This is a genomic window from Ruegeria sp. AB5, from assembly GCF_056542645.1.
Genome location: NZ_JBQGAE010000003.1, coordinates 158,522 through 175,049, shown reverse-complemented (window position 1 = coordinate 175,049; position 16,528 = coordinate 158,522). Strand labels below are relative to the sequence as shown.

Annotated in this window: 17 protein-coding genes; all 17 read right to left on the bottom strand. The window is 60.1% G+C overall.

Annotation, left to right across the window (positions count from 1 at the left end; genetic code table 11):
• Window positions 1-71: 71 nt before the first annotated feature.
• Window positions 72-1,358, bottom strand: coding sequence for a glutamine synthetase family protein (locus ACR0L4_RS08345; RefSeq protein WP_480512349.1), 1,287 nt, complete (start codon window positions 1,356-1,358; stop codon window positions 72-74).
• Between the two features lie 71 nt (window positions 1,359-1,429).
• Window positions 1,430-1,570, bottom strand: a complete 141-nt coding sequence (locus ACR0L4_RS08340) for a hypothetical protein (RefSeq protein WP_480512359.1) — start codon at window positions 1,568-1,570, stop codon at window positions 1,430-1,432.
• Complete coding sequence (locus tag ACR0L4_RS08335) at window positions 1,527-1,793, bottom strand: inositol monophosphatase family protein (RefSeq protein ID WP_170749419.1); 267 nt, start codon at window positions 1,791-1,793, stop codon at window positions 1,527-1,529. Before ACR0L4_RS08335 ends, ACR0L4_RS08340 begins: the two co-directional genes overlap by 44 nt.
• Window positions 1,700-1,990: a glycine cleavage T C-terminal barrel domain-containing protein gene (locus tag ACR0L4_RS08330; RefSeq protein WP_480512079.1), complete on the bottom strand. Its 291-nt coding sequence runs from the start codon at window positions 1,988-1,990 to the stop codon at window positions 1,700-1,702. Before ACR0L4_RS08330 ends, ACR0L4_RS08335 begins: the two co-directional genes overlap by 94 nt.
• A gap of 213 nt (window positions 1,991-2,203) precedes the next feature.
• Window positions 2,204-2,959, bottom strand: a complete 756-nt coding sequence (locus ACR0L4_RS08325; protein ID WP_480512077.1) for a methyltransferase domain-containing protein — start codon at window positions 2,957-2,959, stop codon at window positions 2,204-2,206.
• Complete coding sequence (locus ACR0L4_RS08320; RefSeq protein WP_480512075.1) at window positions 2,956-3,573, bottom strand: pimeloyl-ACP methyl esterase BioG family protein; 618 nt, start codon at window positions 3,571-3,573, stop codon at window positions 2,956-2,958. Before ACR0L4_RS08320 ends, ACR0L4_RS08325 begins: the two co-directional genes overlap by 4 nt.
• On the bottom strand, window positions 3,570-4,856 hold the full coding sequence (bioA, locus tag ACR0L4_RS08315) for an adenosylmethionine--8-amino-7-oxononanoate transaminase (protein ID WP_480512073.1): 1,287 nt from the start codon (window positions 4,854-4,856) through the stop codon (window positions 3,570-3,572). Before bioA ends, ACR0L4_RS08320 begins: the two co-directional genes overlap by 4 nt.
• A complete protein-coding gene (gene bioD / locus ACR0L4_RS08310; protein ID WP_170749423.1) occupies window positions 4,853-5,473 on the bottom strand; it encodes a dethiobiotin synthase in 621 nt (206 codons plus the stop codon). Before bioD ends, bioA begins: the two co-directional genes overlap by 4 nt.
• On the bottom strand, window positions 5,470-6,603 hold the full coding sequence (locus tag ACR0L4_RS08305) for an 8-amino-7-oxononanoate synthase (protein ID WP_480512071.1): 1,134 nt from the start codon (window positions 6,601-6,603) through the stop codon (window positions 5,470-5,472). Before ACR0L4_RS08305 ends, bioD begins: the two co-directional genes overlap by 4 nt.
• Window positions 6,600-7,580, bottom strand: coding sequence for a biotin synthase BioB (gene bioB / locus ACR0L4_RS08300; RefSeq protein WP_480512069.1), 981 nt, complete (start codon window positions 7,578-7,580; stop codon window positions 6,600-6,602). Before bioB ends, ACR0L4_RS08305 begins: the two co-directional genes overlap by 4 nt.
• A 111-nt stretch (window positions 7,581-7,691) precedes the next feature.
• Window positions 7,692-8,540 (bottom strand): carboxylating nicotinate-nucleotide diphosphorylase, encoded by an 849-nt coding sequence (gene nadC / locus ACR0L4_RS08295; RefSeq protein ID WP_480512067.1) that lies wholly within the window; start codon window positions 8,538-8,540, stop codon window positions 7,692-7,694.
• Window positions 8,537-10,105 carry an L-aspartate oxidase gene (locus ACR0L4_RS08290; protein WP_480512065.1) on the bottom strand — a complete coding sequence of 523 codons (1,569 nt, stop codon included), beginning with the start codon at window positions 10,103-10,105 and terminating at the stop codon, window positions 8,537-8,539. The genes nadC and ACR0L4_RS08290 overlap by 4 nt, the downstream gene beginning before the upstream one ends.
• 6 nt (window positions 10,106-10,111) lie before the next feature.
• Window positions 10,112-11,161 (bottom strand): quinolinate synthase NadA, encoded by a 1,050-nt coding sequence (nadA, locus tag ACR0L4_RS08285; RefSeq protein ID WP_480512063.1) that lies wholly within the window; start codon window positions 11,159-11,161, stop codon window positions 10,112-10,114.
• Between the two features lie 140 nt (window positions 11,162-11,301).
• Entirely contained in the window at window positions 11,302-12,984 is a 1,683-nt protein-coding gene (gene hutU / locus ACR0L4_RS08280) for a urocanate hydratase (protein WP_480512061.1), read from the bottom strand.
• The gene (gene hutG / locus ACR0L4_RS08275) at window positions 12,981-13,775 is read right to left on the bottom strand and encodes an N-formylglutamate deformylase (RefSeq protein WP_480512059.1); all 795 of its coding nucleotides are present in this window, start codon (window positions 13,773-13,775) and stop codon (window positions 12,981-12,983) included. Before hutG ends, hutU begins: the two co-directional genes overlap by 4 nt.
• The gene (gene hutH / locus ACR0L4_RS08270; protein WP_480512057.1) at window positions 13,772-15,310 is read right to left on the bottom strand and encodes a histidine ammonia-lyase; all 1,539 of its coding nucleotides are present in this window, start codon (window positions 15,308-15,310) and stop codon (window positions 13,772-13,774) included. The genes hutG and hutH overlap by 4 nt, the downstream gene beginning before the upstream one ends.
• Window positions 15,307-16,515, bottom strand: coding sequence for an imidazolonepropionase (hutI, locus tag ACR0L4_RS08265; protein ID WP_480512055.1), 1,209 nt, complete (start codon window positions 16,513-16,515; stop codon window positions 15,307-15,309). The genes hutH and hutI overlap by 4 nt, the downstream gene beginning before the upstream one ends.
• Between the last annotated feature and the right edge of the window lie 13 nt (window positions 16,516-16,528).

Genomic DNA, 16,528 nt, shown 5'->3' with positions numbered 1-16,528 from the left:
CAGGATCCCTGCTTCATCTGGCCAAAAATATCCCGGGGTGCGCGAGGGGCTGGCCCCTCGCTCCCGCCCCATCAAGCCCGCTCAAACCCGCGGGCGACTTCCCAATCGGTCACAACCCGATCGAACTCTTCGATCTCAACCTCAGCCGCGCGGGCATAGTGATCGACAACGTCATCCCCCATTGCTGCCCGCAACATCGCCGATCCGTGCAACGCGTCGCGCGCCGCGCGCAGGGTGCCCGGGATCATGCCCGAGTCGCCCTGATAAACATCGCCTGTGGCGGCAGGCTGCAACTCCAGCCCTTCTTCAATTCCAGCGACGCCAGCGGCCAGCATGCCCGCCATCGCCAGATAGGGGTTCATGTCCGACCCCGGTATTCGGCATTCCACGCGCACTGCAGCGGTGCCATCGCCGCACAGACGGAACCCGGCAGTCCGATTGTCGACCGACCAGATAATTCGAGTCGGCGCAAACGTACCTTTCATGAACCGCTTGTAGCTGTTGATGTAGGGGGCCATGAAACAGGTGTAGTCCGGGGCGTATTTCAACAACCCAGCCATGTAGCTTTTCATCAAACCGGACATACCCAATTTGTCTGACTGGTCATAGAACGCCGGTTGCCCGTCCGCCCACAACGACAAATGCACATGCGAGGAACTGCCAACCTTGTCGTGGTGCCATTTCGGCAGGAATGTCGCCGCATGGCCGTGCTGCCAGGCGATTTCCTTGACTGCGTTCTTGGCAATCGAATGGTATTCAGCCGTTTTCATCGCGGGCGCGTATTTGATGTTCAGCTCTTCCTGCCCGGTCTCGGCCTCGCCCTTCGAGTTTTCGACCGGAATTCCGGCATCCCAAAGATGATTGCGGATCGGGCGCATCACATGCTCTTCCTTGGTGGTCTGAAGGATGTGATAGTCTTCGTTGTAGCCCGAGATCGGCTCAAGATTGCGAAAGCCATCCTTGCGGATCTGATCGAAACTCTTTTCGAACAGGAAAAACTCCAGCTCGGTGGCGCACATCGCTTCATAGCCCATGGCGTTCAGGCGGTTCACCTGTTTCTTGAGAATTGACCGCGGCGCATGTGGCACCTCTTCGTGCGTGTGATGATCCAGCACATCGCACATCACCATCACTGTGCCTTCAAGCCAGGGCACGGGGCGCAACGTGTCCAGATCGGGCTTCATCATATAGTCGCCATATCCGCGCTCCCAACTGGTCGAGGCATAGCCATCCGGTGTCGCCATCTCAAGATCGGTGGCCAGCAGGTAGTTGCAGCAATGTGTTTCTTCCCAGGCGCTTGCTACGAAATGACCCGCATGAAAGCGCTTGCCCATCAAGCGGCCCTGCATATCAACCATACAAACCAGTACGGTATCCACTTCACCGGCAGAGACCTGCGTTTGAAGATGCTCAAATGTAAGAGTTGCTGTCACGATGCCTCCTCCTTCAAATCTTGGATGGCGGGCCGAAGCAACGCCAGAATCTCGTCAGCTACCGTGGCGACCTGTTCGTCCGAGCGCAACAGATCATTGCGCACTTCCAGCATGACATTGGCCAAACCCCGGCTCAACGAATGTCTCGTTGAGCGCTGGCATGCCCACGAGGCCAAGTTCAACCTGACCGTCGATCAGATGCGCCAAAAGAAAGCCGAACAATGGATGACCGGACAGAAACGTACGCGTTCCGTCAATGGGATCAATCACCCACATATACCGACCGTTTCCGTCCTGTTTGCCATGTTCTTCGCCCAAAACACCGTGGCCGGGGAAATGCTGGCTCGGATAAGCGCGCACTTCGGTCTGACCTCAAGGTTGTAGGTGCGTGAGGTCACAAATTCCGCATCCTCCACGTCCGGATTGGGCACATAGCCGTACCCGATGGACTTGCATACAGTGTAGCCATAGACACCCGGAGCCATCCAGCCGACACGTTCGCCGTCGCGATAGATCGTCCCCAATATCCGATCCCCGGGCGCGAGAACCTTTTTCAAGACGCAATGATCAGTGCGCGGTAGCCGACCTTTAATCAGGCCTTGGGGCTGGCCCGCCTGTGTCGTTCAGAATCTGGGTTTAAACCTGCTTGCCAACTGGTTTATCCACGTCGTTGGCGCAAATCCCATTCGTCGCCGACAGAGGGTCCGGCCCTTTGAGCGCGAACTTGGCGAAAGAGGTCTGGTGGCCAACGAATAGCGCCGCGGCGGCGGTTATAGTTTCTGAGCGATGATCCAGACCGGGTGATAGGTAAGCGAGACACCCCGCTCGTCGCCAAAGCCTGTCCGATACTCGTGTTCGAACCGGGCCAAAGTGGATTTGGTCCAGGCGCGTTGCGCCCGGCCATTCACTCCGGTTTGGCGCAAATGGCGCAGCACGTCGCGCGGGGTCGAGAAATACGATGGACGCTCGGCTTCAGCTGCGGCATGGACGGTCAGAACATCCTCGACCGCCGCGCGCAGATCATCGGCCGTGCAAAGCCCCGGGGCTTGTGCAGAAGACCCGATCTGTCGCAGCTCATGATACTGTTTTGGACCAAACCCGGAAATCGCGAGCCAACCGCCCGGGGCCAGAACGTCAGCGGCTTTGCGCAGCAGATCGGTGGGTTTCTCCATCCATTGGATCATCGAAGATGAGACCAGCAGATCAATCTGTTCTGGCCAGACAACATGCCGCGCGTCGCCCGCGACAAACCCAGCATCCACCGCGCAGGCGGTTTCGCTGGCCTGAGGGGCAATGTCGTTGATGATCAGGTGATCGATTGATACGTGCTGCCGCAACAGTTTGCTCAGATGGCCCGTGCCGCATCCCAACTCAAAGCCCGTCTTGAACCGAGGCTGCGCCCCGAACTGAAGCAACTCATCCACCAGTTTTTCAGCGACCCAGGCCTGTTGGCTTGCGGCGTCGTGATAGGTGAGGAAACTGCGGCTGAAGCTGCGCTGCACTTTGTCAGTAAGCTGGACTGTCATGCGAACCACTCCGCCCAGCTCTGGCCCGCCGCAAAAGGTACATGAGGGGCGTCGACGCGTCGGACGATGTCAGGGCGGCTGACCCACGCAGCCTCTTGTGCCGCGGTGGGGATAACGCGGTCGCGTTGCGGGATCCACACGCGATCAAAACCGGGGTCCGGGGCGTGTCCCCTTTCGATCACGGCCAACAGTTCGGTCTGTGCAGCGGCCACATCCAGCGCCGGGGCCTTCCCGCCCATTCCGGCCCTTCGGCAGAACTTGGCAAAGCTGGCATCGGACAAATTGTCCGCCGTCGCGCGGATCACCTCGGGTGCAATGCCAAAATCGGCGCTGGCCGGGTGCAATGTTCCGCTGACCGCAACCAGATGATCGGGCCGAATGCCGGTATGCGCCAACCAATGCGCCGCTGACGCAACGCCGAAAGAAAAGGCCAGCAGATCAATGCGCTCAAACCCACCCACAGGCAGGGGATCAAAGATTTGCGTGTAGTCCTGCACTAACAAGGCGTTACCTGCCCCTGTTAAACCCACAAACGGCGCAGACCCCAACCCCCAACCCGCGAAGACAAGGGTCAATTCAGGTCGATCCGAGCGTGACAGCCACTGGTGTTTCACTCTGCGCCTCCGGCCAGTGCGACCATAGCTGACGTGACGCGCGACAGGTCGTCTGACGAGATGACATAGGGCGGCATGGTGTAGATATTGCGCGCAAAGGGGCGCAACCAGACACCGGTTTCCGGGGCCCGGCGGTGCGCGACAGCCGGATCAACAACATCATTCATCTCGATCACGCCAATGGCCCCAAGAACCCGCACATCGGCGACTCCGGGCAAGTCCCGCGCGGGTTCCAGTTCAACACGCATCTGGCTTTCTATGGCAGAGACTTGGGCGTGCCAGTTTCCCTCGCCCAGCAGGCTGAGGCTGGCCAAGCCTGCAACACAGGCCAGCGGATTGGCCATATAGGTCGGGCCGTGCATAAATACACCCGCCTCACTGTTGCCGATGCCATAGGCGATCCGTTCGCTTGTGACGGTAGCTGCAAAAGAGATATGCCCACCCGTCAACGCTTTGCCCAAACACAGAATATCCGGCGTGACGCCTGCGTGATCGATGGCGAACAGTTTGCCAGTTCGGCCGAATCCGGTGGCGATCTCATCGAAGATGATCAGAACGTCATGCGCCTCACACAAGGCCCGTGCCGCGCGCAGCCATTGAGGGTGGTAGAAATACATACCTCCCGTGCCCTGAACCACGGGTTCCAGGATCAGGGCCGCCAGCTGACCACCTTTTTCTTCCAGCAGACGTTCCAGTGGCTCGAGACCGTTTTGCGCCGGATCCTCGGACCAGTCGTTATCCAGCCGCACCGGCGGTCGCGGCAGGAAATGCTGGATTGAAAGGGCTCCACGAAACAGACCATGCATACCGGTAACCGGGTCGCAGACGCTCATCGCCTTCCAGGTGTCGCCGTGATAACCGCCCCGGATAGTGGCAAACTCGACCTTGCCGGTGCGACCATGCGCCATCTGATACTGTACGGCCATCTTCATCGAAACTTCGACCGCAACCGATCCGCTGTCACAGTAGAATATCCGGTCGAGTCCCTGAGGCAGCATCGCGACCATTCTGCGCCCCAGATCAATGGCCGGTTGATGCGTCAGACCCCCAAACATCACATGCGGCATCTTCTCCAGCTGTTGTTGCATCGCAGAAGTGATCTTTGGATGTTTGTGTCCATGAATTGCGCACCACCAAGAAGACATGGCGTCGATCATCTTTGCGCCGTCCTCGAGGTGCAGATACACGCCTTCTGCCCGGTCGATCAGGTGCATCGGCCCCGGGTCGGCCACATTGGTATAGGGGTGCCACAGATGTCGGGCGTCAAATTCCAGCGGGGTCATAGCGCCCTCCGGATGGTATCGACATCAATGGCCGAGAATGCGCCGGCGACTGTGTCGCGCGAGAGCTGGGACACCAAGGCCAGACGACCCAGATGGCGTATGTCACTCATCTGAACAATGGTCTGCTCAACATCAGGCTCGGGGTCTCCGACAAAGGCAACGCCGACGACACCGCAACCCGCAGTCTGCAAGGCCATCAGGGAGAGCGTGGTATGGTTGATCGTACCCAAGGAGGTGCGGGCCACCAAAATAACCGGAGCCTGCCATTTGGCGATCAGGTCCAGATAGTAGGTCCTGCGGTTCAACGGCACCATCAGTCCGCCGGCCCCTTCGACGACCAGCGGCCCTTCTACCTGCGGCAATCTCAGTCGCGCCGGATCGATCTCGACACCCATATCCTCGGCAGAGAGATGCGGCGAGGCAGGCATATTCAGGCGATAGGCTTCGGGCAGGACCGTGGCCCCTGACAATCGCTGCACGATATCGGTATCGGTTTCGTCCCCAAGCCCAGACTGTACAGGCTTCCAGTACGTGGCGCCCAAAGCGGCGGTCAGCCCCGCCGAAAAGACGGTTTTGCCGACACCTGTGTCGGTGCCGACAACGATCAGCGCGCTCATGCGGCCTCCGATTTTTGACGAGCCAAAATGGTGAACAGGTCCGAGATGTCCGCGTGATCTACATTGCCGGTGATCGAAATACGCAGCCGGGATGAGCCGCGCGGAACAGTCGGCGGGCGGATCCCGCGCACGTCATAACCCAGCCCTTGCAGGGCCGAGGCCCTGGCCATCGTTCGCGCCTCATCCCCCAGTATGACCGGGATGATCTGACTGTTCAGAGCGGTTTCAGGAACACCGTGCCGACGCGCCACCGCATGCGCATGACGGGTGCGATCCTGCGCGGCCTGAATAAGACTGGGATCTGCCGCCAGCGCCTGCAGGGCAGCGCGCACCAGGGCCGCGTTCAAAGGTGACGGCGCAGTGGCAAAAATGAACGGTCGCGCACGGTTGATCAAAGCATCGATCATCACCTGAGGTCCACAAATCAAACCGCCAGAGACACCCAGACCTTTGCCACAGGTGTGCAGCGTCAACAGCTGCGCCTTAAGATCGTGGGCCAGACCCGCGCCACGCGCACCGAACACACCGGTGGCATGCGCCTCATCCACAACCAGAACCGCATCTGTGTCCCGTGCCAAGGCGGCGAGGTCGTGCAGGGGTGCAAGATCGCCCTCCATCGAATAAACGCTTTCAACGGCAATCCAGATTTGACCCATACCGCCCGCAGCCCGCCATTTGGCCGCAATGCTGCGGGCATCTTCAACGTCATTGTGCCGGAACGGGCGCAGATCCGCGCGGTTGCTGCGCATCCCATCATGTGCGCTAGCGTGAACCAAAGCGTCGTGCAGCACCAGATCGCCAGCAGCCGGCAATGTGGAAAAGATCGCCTGATTGGCCTGAAACCCACCGCCCATGAACAAGGCCGCTTCTGCCGCGAAAAAGGCAGCGGCCTCGTGTTCCAGGGCTTCATGCTCGGCGTGATTTCCACGTAGCAGGCGCGAGCCGCCGGAACCCACAGCCACACCTCGCGCCAACGCATCTTGCGCGGCCTTCAGCAGCAGGTGCGAACCCGCAAGGCCCAGATAATCATTCGATGCAAAATCCAAGCCCTGTGGTGGCGCCAAACGGCGGCGGCGATGGCGGGCATCCAGCACGCCCAGCATGGATTGCAGCCGGTCGACCGCTGTCATTCCGCAGCTTCCGTCTGAGCATGATCTGCGGTGCGCTCGGCCTGAAGGCCCAGTTTGGCAAAGAGGATTGCGTCTTTATCCTCTTCCGGGTTCTCGGCGGTCAGCAGAGTTTCACCGACGAAAATCGAATTGGCACCGGCAAAGAAACACATGGTCTGCATCTCATCACTCATATCGCTGCGACCGGCAGAGAGACGCACATAGGATTTGGGCATAAGGATGCGAGCCAATGCGATAATGCGTACAAATTCGATCGGGTCGATCGGCTCGGCATCGGCCAGTGGCGTGTCGGCCTGTGGCATCAGCATGTTGATCGGAACCGAATCCGGTGCAGGGTGCATATTGGCCAGCGTCAGTAACATGTCGATGCGGTCGCCGGTACGCTCGCCCATACCCAGAATACCGCCTGAACACACTTTGATCCCTGCGTCCTGCACCCGGTTCATCGTGTCGATCCTGTCGGCAAAGGTCCGGGTTGTGATCACCTCGGAGTAGTAGCGTTCCGAGGTGTCGATATTGTGGTTGTAGTAGTCCAGCCCGGCATCGCGCAGTTGCACGACCTGAGTGTCGTCCAGCATCCCCAGCGTCATGCAGGTTTCCATCCCCATCGCCTTGACACCCTCAACCATGGCCACCAGCGCCTCCATGTCCCGCGCTTTGGGTTCGCGCCATGCGGCACCCATGCAGAATCGTGTCGCCCCGCCATCCTTGGCTTTCTTTGCCTCTGCCAGAACACGCTGAACCTCGATCAGTTTCGATGCTGTCAAGGTCGACCCGTTGCGGGCCGATTGCGAGCAATAGGCGCAATTTTCGGCGCAGCCCCCGGTTTTGATCGACAACAGTTTCGACGTCTGGATCTTGTTTGGATCGAAGTGATCGCGATGTACGGTCTGTGCCCGGAAAAGCAGATCCATCAACGGAAGGTCATAGACAGTTTGCGCAGATTTACGGGTCCAGCCGGAATGGGGAATGATCATTTTATCTATAAAATATCCTGCAGCTTGCGTTGGCTCCAATTTATTATCAATAAAAAATCAACACGCAAGCAATCTGGCAGGATTCATCCAATTTGACGCATCAAAGCCCGGCTAAAAATCCAACCCCAGATCAACCGTGCGCACCGAGTGGGTCAAGGCACCAGACGAGATATAGTTCACGCCTGTCGCCGCAATTGACGCGATACGCTCCAGCGTCACATTCCCGCTGGCCTCTGTGGTCAGACGCCCGTCCACCATGGCCACTGCCTCGCGCAGCGTGTCGTTGTCCATGTTGTCCAAAAGAACAACCGAGGCCCCGCCGACCTCCAATACCTCAGCCAGCTGATCCAGACGGTCCACCTCGATCTCGACGGCCATCATGTGGCTTGCATGCGCTTTGGCGGCGTCCAATACCTGACGCACCCCACCCGCAGCGGCGATGTGATTGTCCTTGATCAGGATCGCATCGGACAATGAATAGCGATGATTGAAACCGCCGCCATGCAGCACTGCCAGTTTTTGAACAATCCGCAATCCCGGTGTTGTTTTGCGTGTGCAGGTGATCCGCGCCTCCGTGCCTTTGGTGCGATCGACAAAGGCAGCGGTTTGCGTCGCAATGCCGGTCAAACACCCGGCGAAATTCAGCGCCACGCGCTCGCCTGACAGGATCGACGCGGCAGAGCCCTTGATGGTCATCAGCGTGTCCCCACGCTGACACGGGGCACCGTCCTTTACATGCGTCTCAATCTCCAGCGCGGGATCAACGAGACGAAAGGCAAGCGCAGCCACCTGCATGCCTGACACAACGGCCTCTTCTCGCGCGTTCAGCCGCGCCTGGTACGTGATGCTATCCGGGATGACGGCACGTGTGGTCACGTCTCCGTAGCTGCCCAGGTCTTCCATCAGCGCAGCGCGGACCATCGGCTCCAGAACCAGATCAGGCAGGGTAGCAAAACTCATGTCAATTCCTTGCAGGCTTGGGCCCGAACGGCAAGCGCCTCGGGCAGATACATCCATGAACGTTTGCCGGGTTCTGAGGCGGTATCGGGAAAGTCCGAGCGCTCATGGGCGCCGCGGCTTTCTTCCCGAAGCAATGCTCCCGCTGCGATCAGGGTTGCCGTGGCGCACATGTTCACGAACGACGCGCAATCGACGTTTTCCTCTTCCAGCGCCGCAATCTTTTGCAGCGCCCGGATCAACCCGGAACGGTCGCGCACCACGCCGACATGGCGGGTCATCGTTTCGCGTAGCTCATGTACCGCCTTGGCCGTATCCAGCCCTGCGTCTTTGTCAAAACGAATGTCCAAAACGTCGGCCTGACAGACCGCAGGCCCGCCGCTGGCGATGTCCTCGGCACAGATACGGGCAAACACCAAAGCCTCAAGCAAACCGTTTGAGGCCAGCCGGTTCGCGCCATGCAGTCCGGTCGACGAGGCCTCGCCGCAAACCCACAACCCTTCCAATGTTGCACGGCCCTTCGTATCGGTAGCAATGCCGCCCATATGATAGTGGGCCGCCGGGGCAACGGGTATGGCTTGGGTCACTGGGTCAATGCCATTGCGTGCGCAATACTCGGCCACTGCTGGAAACAGATCCGTGATGCGGGCGCCCAAGGCAGGGCGCGTGTCCAGCACAGGGCGGTTCTCAGCCTGAATTTCAGCGAAAATTGCACGGGCCACAACGTCGCGCGGGGCAAGCTCGGCATCCGGATGAACGGTCTGCATAAAGCGTGCGCCATGTTTGTTGGTGAGAATCGCCCCTTCGCCCCGCAACGCCTCGGTTGCCAATGGTGCCGGGTCTTCTCCTACATCCATTGCCGTCGGGTGAAACTGAACAAACTCGGCATCGGCGATCTGCGCCCCGGCGCGCGCCGCCATTCCGATCACTTGTCCCCGAATGCGTGGCGGATTGGTGGTGAGCGCATAGAGACCGCCAGACCCGCCCCCCGCCAATAGAACGGCAGAGCCCCGCAACACCACGGTTTCCGATCCGGTCTCGGACGCCTCTTGAAGCGCAACTCCGGTTACTTGCCCGTTCGACACATCCAACCCAACGGCCAGAACCCCCTCAAGAACCTGAACTGAAGGCGTTTCGCGGACCTTTTCGATCAGGGCCGCCATGATCTCGGCGCCAGCCTGATCGCCCTTCACCCGCACAACCCGCGCAAAGCTATGGGCGGCCTCGCGTGATAGCACATAGTCTCCGTCTCCGGTGCGATCAAAAGGCGTGCCCATCGTTGTCAGGTCCAGAATGTAGTCGCGCGCCTCGCGGGTCACGAGGTCGGCAACTTCAGGAGCAACGGTGCCCGCCCCGGCATTGACCGTGTCCGAGGCATGGCTTTCCGGGCTGTCGGCCACATCCATTGCCGCCGCGACACCGCCTTGGGCCCAGGCCGAGCTGGCCCCCTGCCCCAACGGGTCCGGCGAGATCATAACCACTGACCGAGGCGCCAGTTTCAGCGCTGCATAAAGCGCGCCAATGCCAGCCCCCACGATGACAACGCGATCCGTGGTGATGTCTTGCATTTTGGATCAGAGACCCAGCTTACGCGACAGATCAATCATCGCCTGCACCGACTTGCGCGCCTTCACGGCGACATCCTCGGCAACCTCGACCTGCCCCTCCATCGTGTGCAGGGCATAGAGGATTTTCTCGAGCGTTATCTTTTTCATGTACGGGCACATGTTGCAGGGCCCGACAAAATCGACCTCGGGCAGCTCATCCGCGATATTGGAGGCCATCGAGCATTCGGTGATCAGCATTGCCTTTTCGGGCTTTTCATCATGCACATATTTGATGATCCCGCTGGTCGAGCCCGAATAGTCGGCCTCGGCCACAACGTCCGGCGGACATTCGGGATGGGCAATCAGACGCGTGCCTGGATTCCATTCTCGGAAATCTCGCAGGTCCTGGGCCGTGTATTGCTCGTGCACGATGCAGGAGCCCGGCCAATAGACCACGTTCTTGTGACTCTGGTTCGCAACGTTCTGCGCCAGATACTGGTCCGGCGTCATGATTACCGTGTCGCTGTCCATTGCATTCACGATCTGCAACGCGTTAGACGAAGTGCAGCAGATATCCGAGCCCGCTTTTACCTCAGCCGTGGTGTTTACATAGGAAACGACCGGAGCGCCGGGGTACTTTGCCCGCATCTCCTCGATTCCATCGGCGGTGATCGATTCCGCCAGCGAACAACCCGCCTGCATGTCCGGCATAAGAACGGTCTTTTGCGGACTCAGGATCTTTGACGTCTCGGCCATGAAGTGCACACCAGCCTGAACGATCACGTCCTCTTCAACCTCACTTGCCTTGATCGCAAGCTGCAGGCTGTCGCCGACAAAATCCGACACGCCATGGAAAATCTCGGGTGTCATGTAATTGTGCCCCAGGATCACGGCGTTACGCTGTTTCTTGAGCGCATTGATCGCACGTATATAGGGCGCGTAGACAGCCCAATCTGGTGGGGTGACCACGCGGTCCATTCGGGCATAAACATGCTGCATCTCATTGGCCAGCGTGGCCGATGGTGCAAGGTCGTAATGGTCCGCGAGAACCGAGCGAACGTTCGTAAGATCGAGCAACGGGCGAGCTACCTTTTCAGCTGTCGTTTACCTAGCGGGCTGCTTAAGAACGTAGGCCTAGCCGATACATTTCCTATATAAAACCGGAAAATTCGTCGTTAGCGCTAAGAAAGGCGGCCAAACTGCCGCGAACGCGGCGATCAGCCCAGGATTCCCGGCAACCGCAGCCCATATTCGCGCGCGCAGGCCCTGGCATCCTCATATCCTGCATCTGCGTGGCGCCACACACCCGAGGCAGGATCGTTCCACAACACGCGCTCCAAACGCTTGTCCGCGGCGTCAGTCCCGTCGGCGCAGATGACAACGCCCGCATGTTGGCTGAAGCCCATGCCGACACCGCCGCCATGGTGCAAGGATACCCAGGTTGCGCCCGAGGCTGTGTTCACCAGCGCATTCAACAAAGGCCAATCGGAAACAGCGTCCGAGCCGTCCTTCATCGCCTCGGTTTCACGGTTGGGCGAAGCGACCGAACCGCTGTCAAGATGGTCACGACCAATCACAACCGGCGCTTTCAGCTCGCCGTTGCGCACCATCTCGTTGAAGGCCAACCCTGCCTTGTGCCGGTCTCCCAGCCCGATCCAGCAAATGCGCGCCGGCAGGCCCTGAAAGGCGATGCGCTCTTGCGCCATGTCGAGCCAATTGTGCAGATGCGTGTTCTCGGGGAACAATTCCTTCATCTTGGCATCGGTCTTGTAGATATCTTCCGGATCACCGGACAACGCGCACCAGCGGAACGGGCCGATACCACGGCAGAACAGCGGGCGGATATAGGCGGGCACAAAGCCGGGGAAAGCAAAGGCGTTTTCAAGTCCTTCATCCTGTGCCACCTGCCGGATATTGTTGCCATAATCCAGCGTGGGCACGCCTGCGTTCCAGAAATCAACCATCGCGGCCACGTGCTGCTTCATCGAGGCGCGGGCCGCTTTCTCGACCGCCTTGGGATCGCTTTCACGCTTGTCCTTCCATTGCGCCATGGTCCAGCCCAGCGGCAGATACCCGTTTACAGGATCATGCGCGCTGGTCTGGTCGGTGACGATATCGGGGCGCATGCCGCCCTCAGACATCCGCCTATAGATTTCGGGGAAGATGTCCGCAGCATTGCCCAGCAGGCCAATAGATTTTGCCTCGCCCGCCTTGGTCCAGCGGTCGATCATCTGAAGCGCCTCGTCCAGCGTCTCGGCCTTTTCATCAAGATATTTGGTGCGCAGCCGGAAATCGATACTGTCCGGGTTGCATTCGACCGCCAGACAGCACGCCCCGGCAAAAACAGCCGCCAGAGGCTGCGCGCCGCCCATACCACCCAAACCGCCGGTCAAGATCCACTTGCCCGTCAGATCGCCGCCATAGTGCTGACGCCCGGCCTCGGCAAAGGTCTCATAGGTGCCCTGCACGATGCCCTGCGTGCCAATATAAATCCACGAGCCGGCAGTCATCTGGCCGTACATCATCAGCCCCTTCTTATCCAGCTCGTTGAAATGATCCCAATTCGCCCAGTGGGGCACGAGATTCGAGTTGGCGATCAGTACACGGGGCGCATCCGAGTGGGTGCGCACGATGGCCACCGGCTTGCCAGACTGCACCACCAGCGTCTCGTCCTCTTCCAGATCCTTGAGGCTGGCGACAATCGTGTCAAAATCGGTCCACGTCCGCGCCGCGCGACCGATGCCGCCATAGACCACCAGCTCATGCGGGTTTTCGGCCACATCCGGGTGCAAGTTGTTCATCAGCATCCGCAGTGGCGCTTCGGTCATCCAGCTTTTGGCATTCAGCTCGGGCCCGGTCGGGGGATAGACGTCGCGGGTGTTCTTTCGGGGATCAGTCATGGGGCAATCTCCAATGCGGTATCCTGGATCGCATCCAGTATGTCTTTGAGCCAACGGCGCAGGCGGTCGGCCTTTTGGCTGTCATAGGTCCAGGGCGCGGCTTCGGCGCTCAGATAGGTGGATTGGGCAAGTTCCATTTGTATGGCGTGCAGACCCTCGGCCGGTCGGCCATAGTGCCGGGTCGTCCACCCCCCCTTGAACCGCCCGTTCAATACGGTGCTGTAGGGAGACGAGGCCGCGAATTCATAGGCAACGGCCTCGATCTGAGACGCGCAGGTCACGCCAGTGTTGGTGCCCAGGTTCATGTCGGGCAGCGCCCCGTCAAACAGGAACGGGATATGGCTACGGATCGAATGGCAGTCATAGAGGACGGCAAAACCGTGCAACGCCTTCACCCGCGCCAATTGGGCCTCGAGGGCAGCGTGATAGGGCGCATGGAAAGCCGCGCGGCGCTCGGCGATCTCCACCTCGGATGGCGGCTGGTTCCAGATGTCCTGCCCGTCAAAATCGGTCAGCGGCACCAGCGTCGTGGTGTTTTGACCGGGATAGAGCGATAGACCCGACGGGTCGCGGTTGGCGTCGATCACATAGCGGTGGAACGTTGCGCGAACGGTGGTGGCACCGGGCAGCAGACCGTCATAAAGCCTGTGGATATGCCAATCCGTGTCGGCCAGCTCTTTGCCCCGTTTGTTCAGTTTGGCTTTGATCTCGGGCGGCACATTTGTGCCCGTGTGGGGTAGGCCCAGAACAAGGGGGCCGTCGCCCTGTACGACGTCCACAGGGCCAGTCACGCGCCCAACTCCGGCATGGCGACGCCTGTATTGCGGGCGATTTCACCACTGGCGATCAGGGTCGAGGCCGCCTCGATATCCGGCGCAATATAGCGGTCATCGCCCAAGGGCGGCACAACCGCGCGCAGGCGGGCCATCACACTCTGCAAGGCGTCGCTGGTGGGCAGCGGGGCGCGGAACTCGACGCCTTGCGCCGCGCAGAGCAGTTCAACCCCCAGAATGCGTTCCAGGTTGGTCACCATCTGCCCTAGACGCCGCGCCCCGTGGGCGGCCATCGACACGTGATCCTCCTGATTGGCCGAGGTCGGCGTTGAATCCGTTACGCAGGGGTTGGCCAGATGCTTGTTCTCGCTCATCAAAGCCGCGGTTGTGACCTCGGCAATCATCAGGCCCGAATTCAGCCCCGGGTTGGGCGACAGAAAGGGCGGCAGATCAAAGCTGAGCACAGGATCGACAATCAACGCGATGCGACGTTGGGCAATTGCGCCGATCTCGGCCACGGCCAGCGCAATCATGTCGGCGGCAAAGCCGACCGGCTCGGCGTGAAAATTGCCGCCCGAAACAATCAGCCCGGACTCGGACAAGACCAGAGGGTTGTCGGTGGCCGCATTGGCCTCGATCTCAAGCGTCACAGAGGCCTGACGCAGCACATCCATCGCCGCGCCGACCACCTGAGGCTGGCAGCGAATGCAATAGGGGTCCTGCACCCGGGTATCGCCCTCACGATGACTTTCGCGGATTACCGATCCGGCCAGCAGGGCACGCATGGTGGACCCGGCTTCGATCTGGCCGCGATGACCCCGTAGGGTGTGGATCTCGGGCTGCAGCGGTGCGGTCGAGCCCATAATGGCATCGGTGGTCAGCGCCGAAGTCACCAGTGCGCTTTGCGCCGCTTGCCAAGCGTCAAAGAGACCCGCAAGCGCGAAAGCAGTCGAGAATTGAGTGCCGTTGATCAGCGCAAGCCCTTCCTTGGGACCGAGGTTCACAGATGTCAGGCCGGATGCGGCCAGAGCATCACCTCCGGGCATCACTACGCCGCCGAATTCAGCCTCGCCTGCGCCCATCATCACGGCAGCCATGTGTGAAAGCGGGGCCAGATCGCCGGATGCCCCCACCGAACCCTGTGCCGGGATCACCGGGGTCACACCTTTTTCCAGCATCGCTTCCAGCAGGTCGATCAGTTCAAGCCGCACACCCGAGGCCCCACGCCCAAGGCTGAGCAGTTTCAGCGCGATCATCAACCGCGCATGAGCGCGCGGGATCGCAGGACCCACACCGCAACAATGAGACAGGATCAGGTTGCGCTGCAGGGTCGCCGTATCCTCGGCCGCAATCTTGACGCTGGCCAGTTTGCCAAAGCCGGTATTGACCCCGTAAACCGCCGCATCCCCTGCCGCCGCGACGGCTATGCGTGCATGGGCCGCCTGAATACCCGGGCGACAGGCAGGGTCGAGTCGCACTGCACATTCTTTACGGTAAACCTGTTCCAGCTGCACCAGCGAGACCGCGCCGGGGGTAAGGGTCAGGGTGGTCAAATTGCGCCTCCAAATATGCGGGTATGAAGCGGATTGAAGCCGACACGATAGGCCAGTTCAGCCGGATGAGTGACATCCCAGACAGCCAGATCGGCACGCAGACCGGGAGCGATCCGACCGCAATCTTCCAGACCCAGAGCGCGCGCGGCGTGAGTGGTAACCCCCGCCAGTGCCTCCTCTGGCGTCATGCGGAACAAGGTGCAGCCCATATTCATAGTCAGCAGCAAAGACGTGACCGGGGCCGAACCCGGATTGCAATCGGTCGCCAGCGCCATTGGTACGCGATGTGTGCGCAGCAGATCGATCGGTGGGGGCTGCGTTTCCCGCAAAGTATAGAAGGCACCGGGCAGGATCACACCGACGGTACCGGCCCCGGCCATGGCAATCACGCCGTCTTCGTCCAGGTATTCGATGTGATCAGCAGACAATGCGCCGTAGCTGGCTGCCAGCTGTGCTCCGCCAAGATTGGACAATTGTTCGGCATGAATCTTGATCGGCAGTCCCAGCTCCTGCGCGACATCAAACAAAGGCACCAGTTGATCGGGCAGGAACGCTATTTTTTCGCAAAACGCATCCACTGCGTCTACGAGCCCTTCGTCATGCGCCGCGCGTAGGGTCGGGATACAGATTTTGGAGAGATACGCGTCCGGGCGATTTTTGAACTCCACCGGCACAGCATGGGCGCCCAGAAAGCTGGTTTTCACGCGCACCGGGCGAAGCTCGGGCAGGGACCGAGCTGCGCGCAGCATGTTCAGTTCGGTGTCACGATCCAGACCGTAGCCCGACTTGACCTCGATAACCGCGACACCTTCCGCCAACATGGCATCCACACGCGGCAAGGCCTGCGCAATCAGATCGTCCACACTGGCCGCACGGGTGGCGGTCACGGTCGAGATGATCCCGCCTCCGGCGCGCGCGACATCTTCATAACTGGCCCCGTTCAGGCGCATCTCGAATTCAACAGCGCGATGGCCGCCATGTACCACATGGGTATGGCAGTCGATGAATGCGGGCGTCACAAGACGCCCCTCAAGCGTCGTTCTGGGCAGCGCTGCTTGGTCGGTGGGCAACTCTGTCCGAGGTCCAACCCAGACGATCTGACCATCCTGAACGGCAATCGCCGCGTCCTGTATCAAACCGTATGCGTTCCCACCTACAAAAGTGGCGGCGTGCAGATCGGTGAACAGCTGATCGCGGGCCTGCATTCGATTCCCTTTT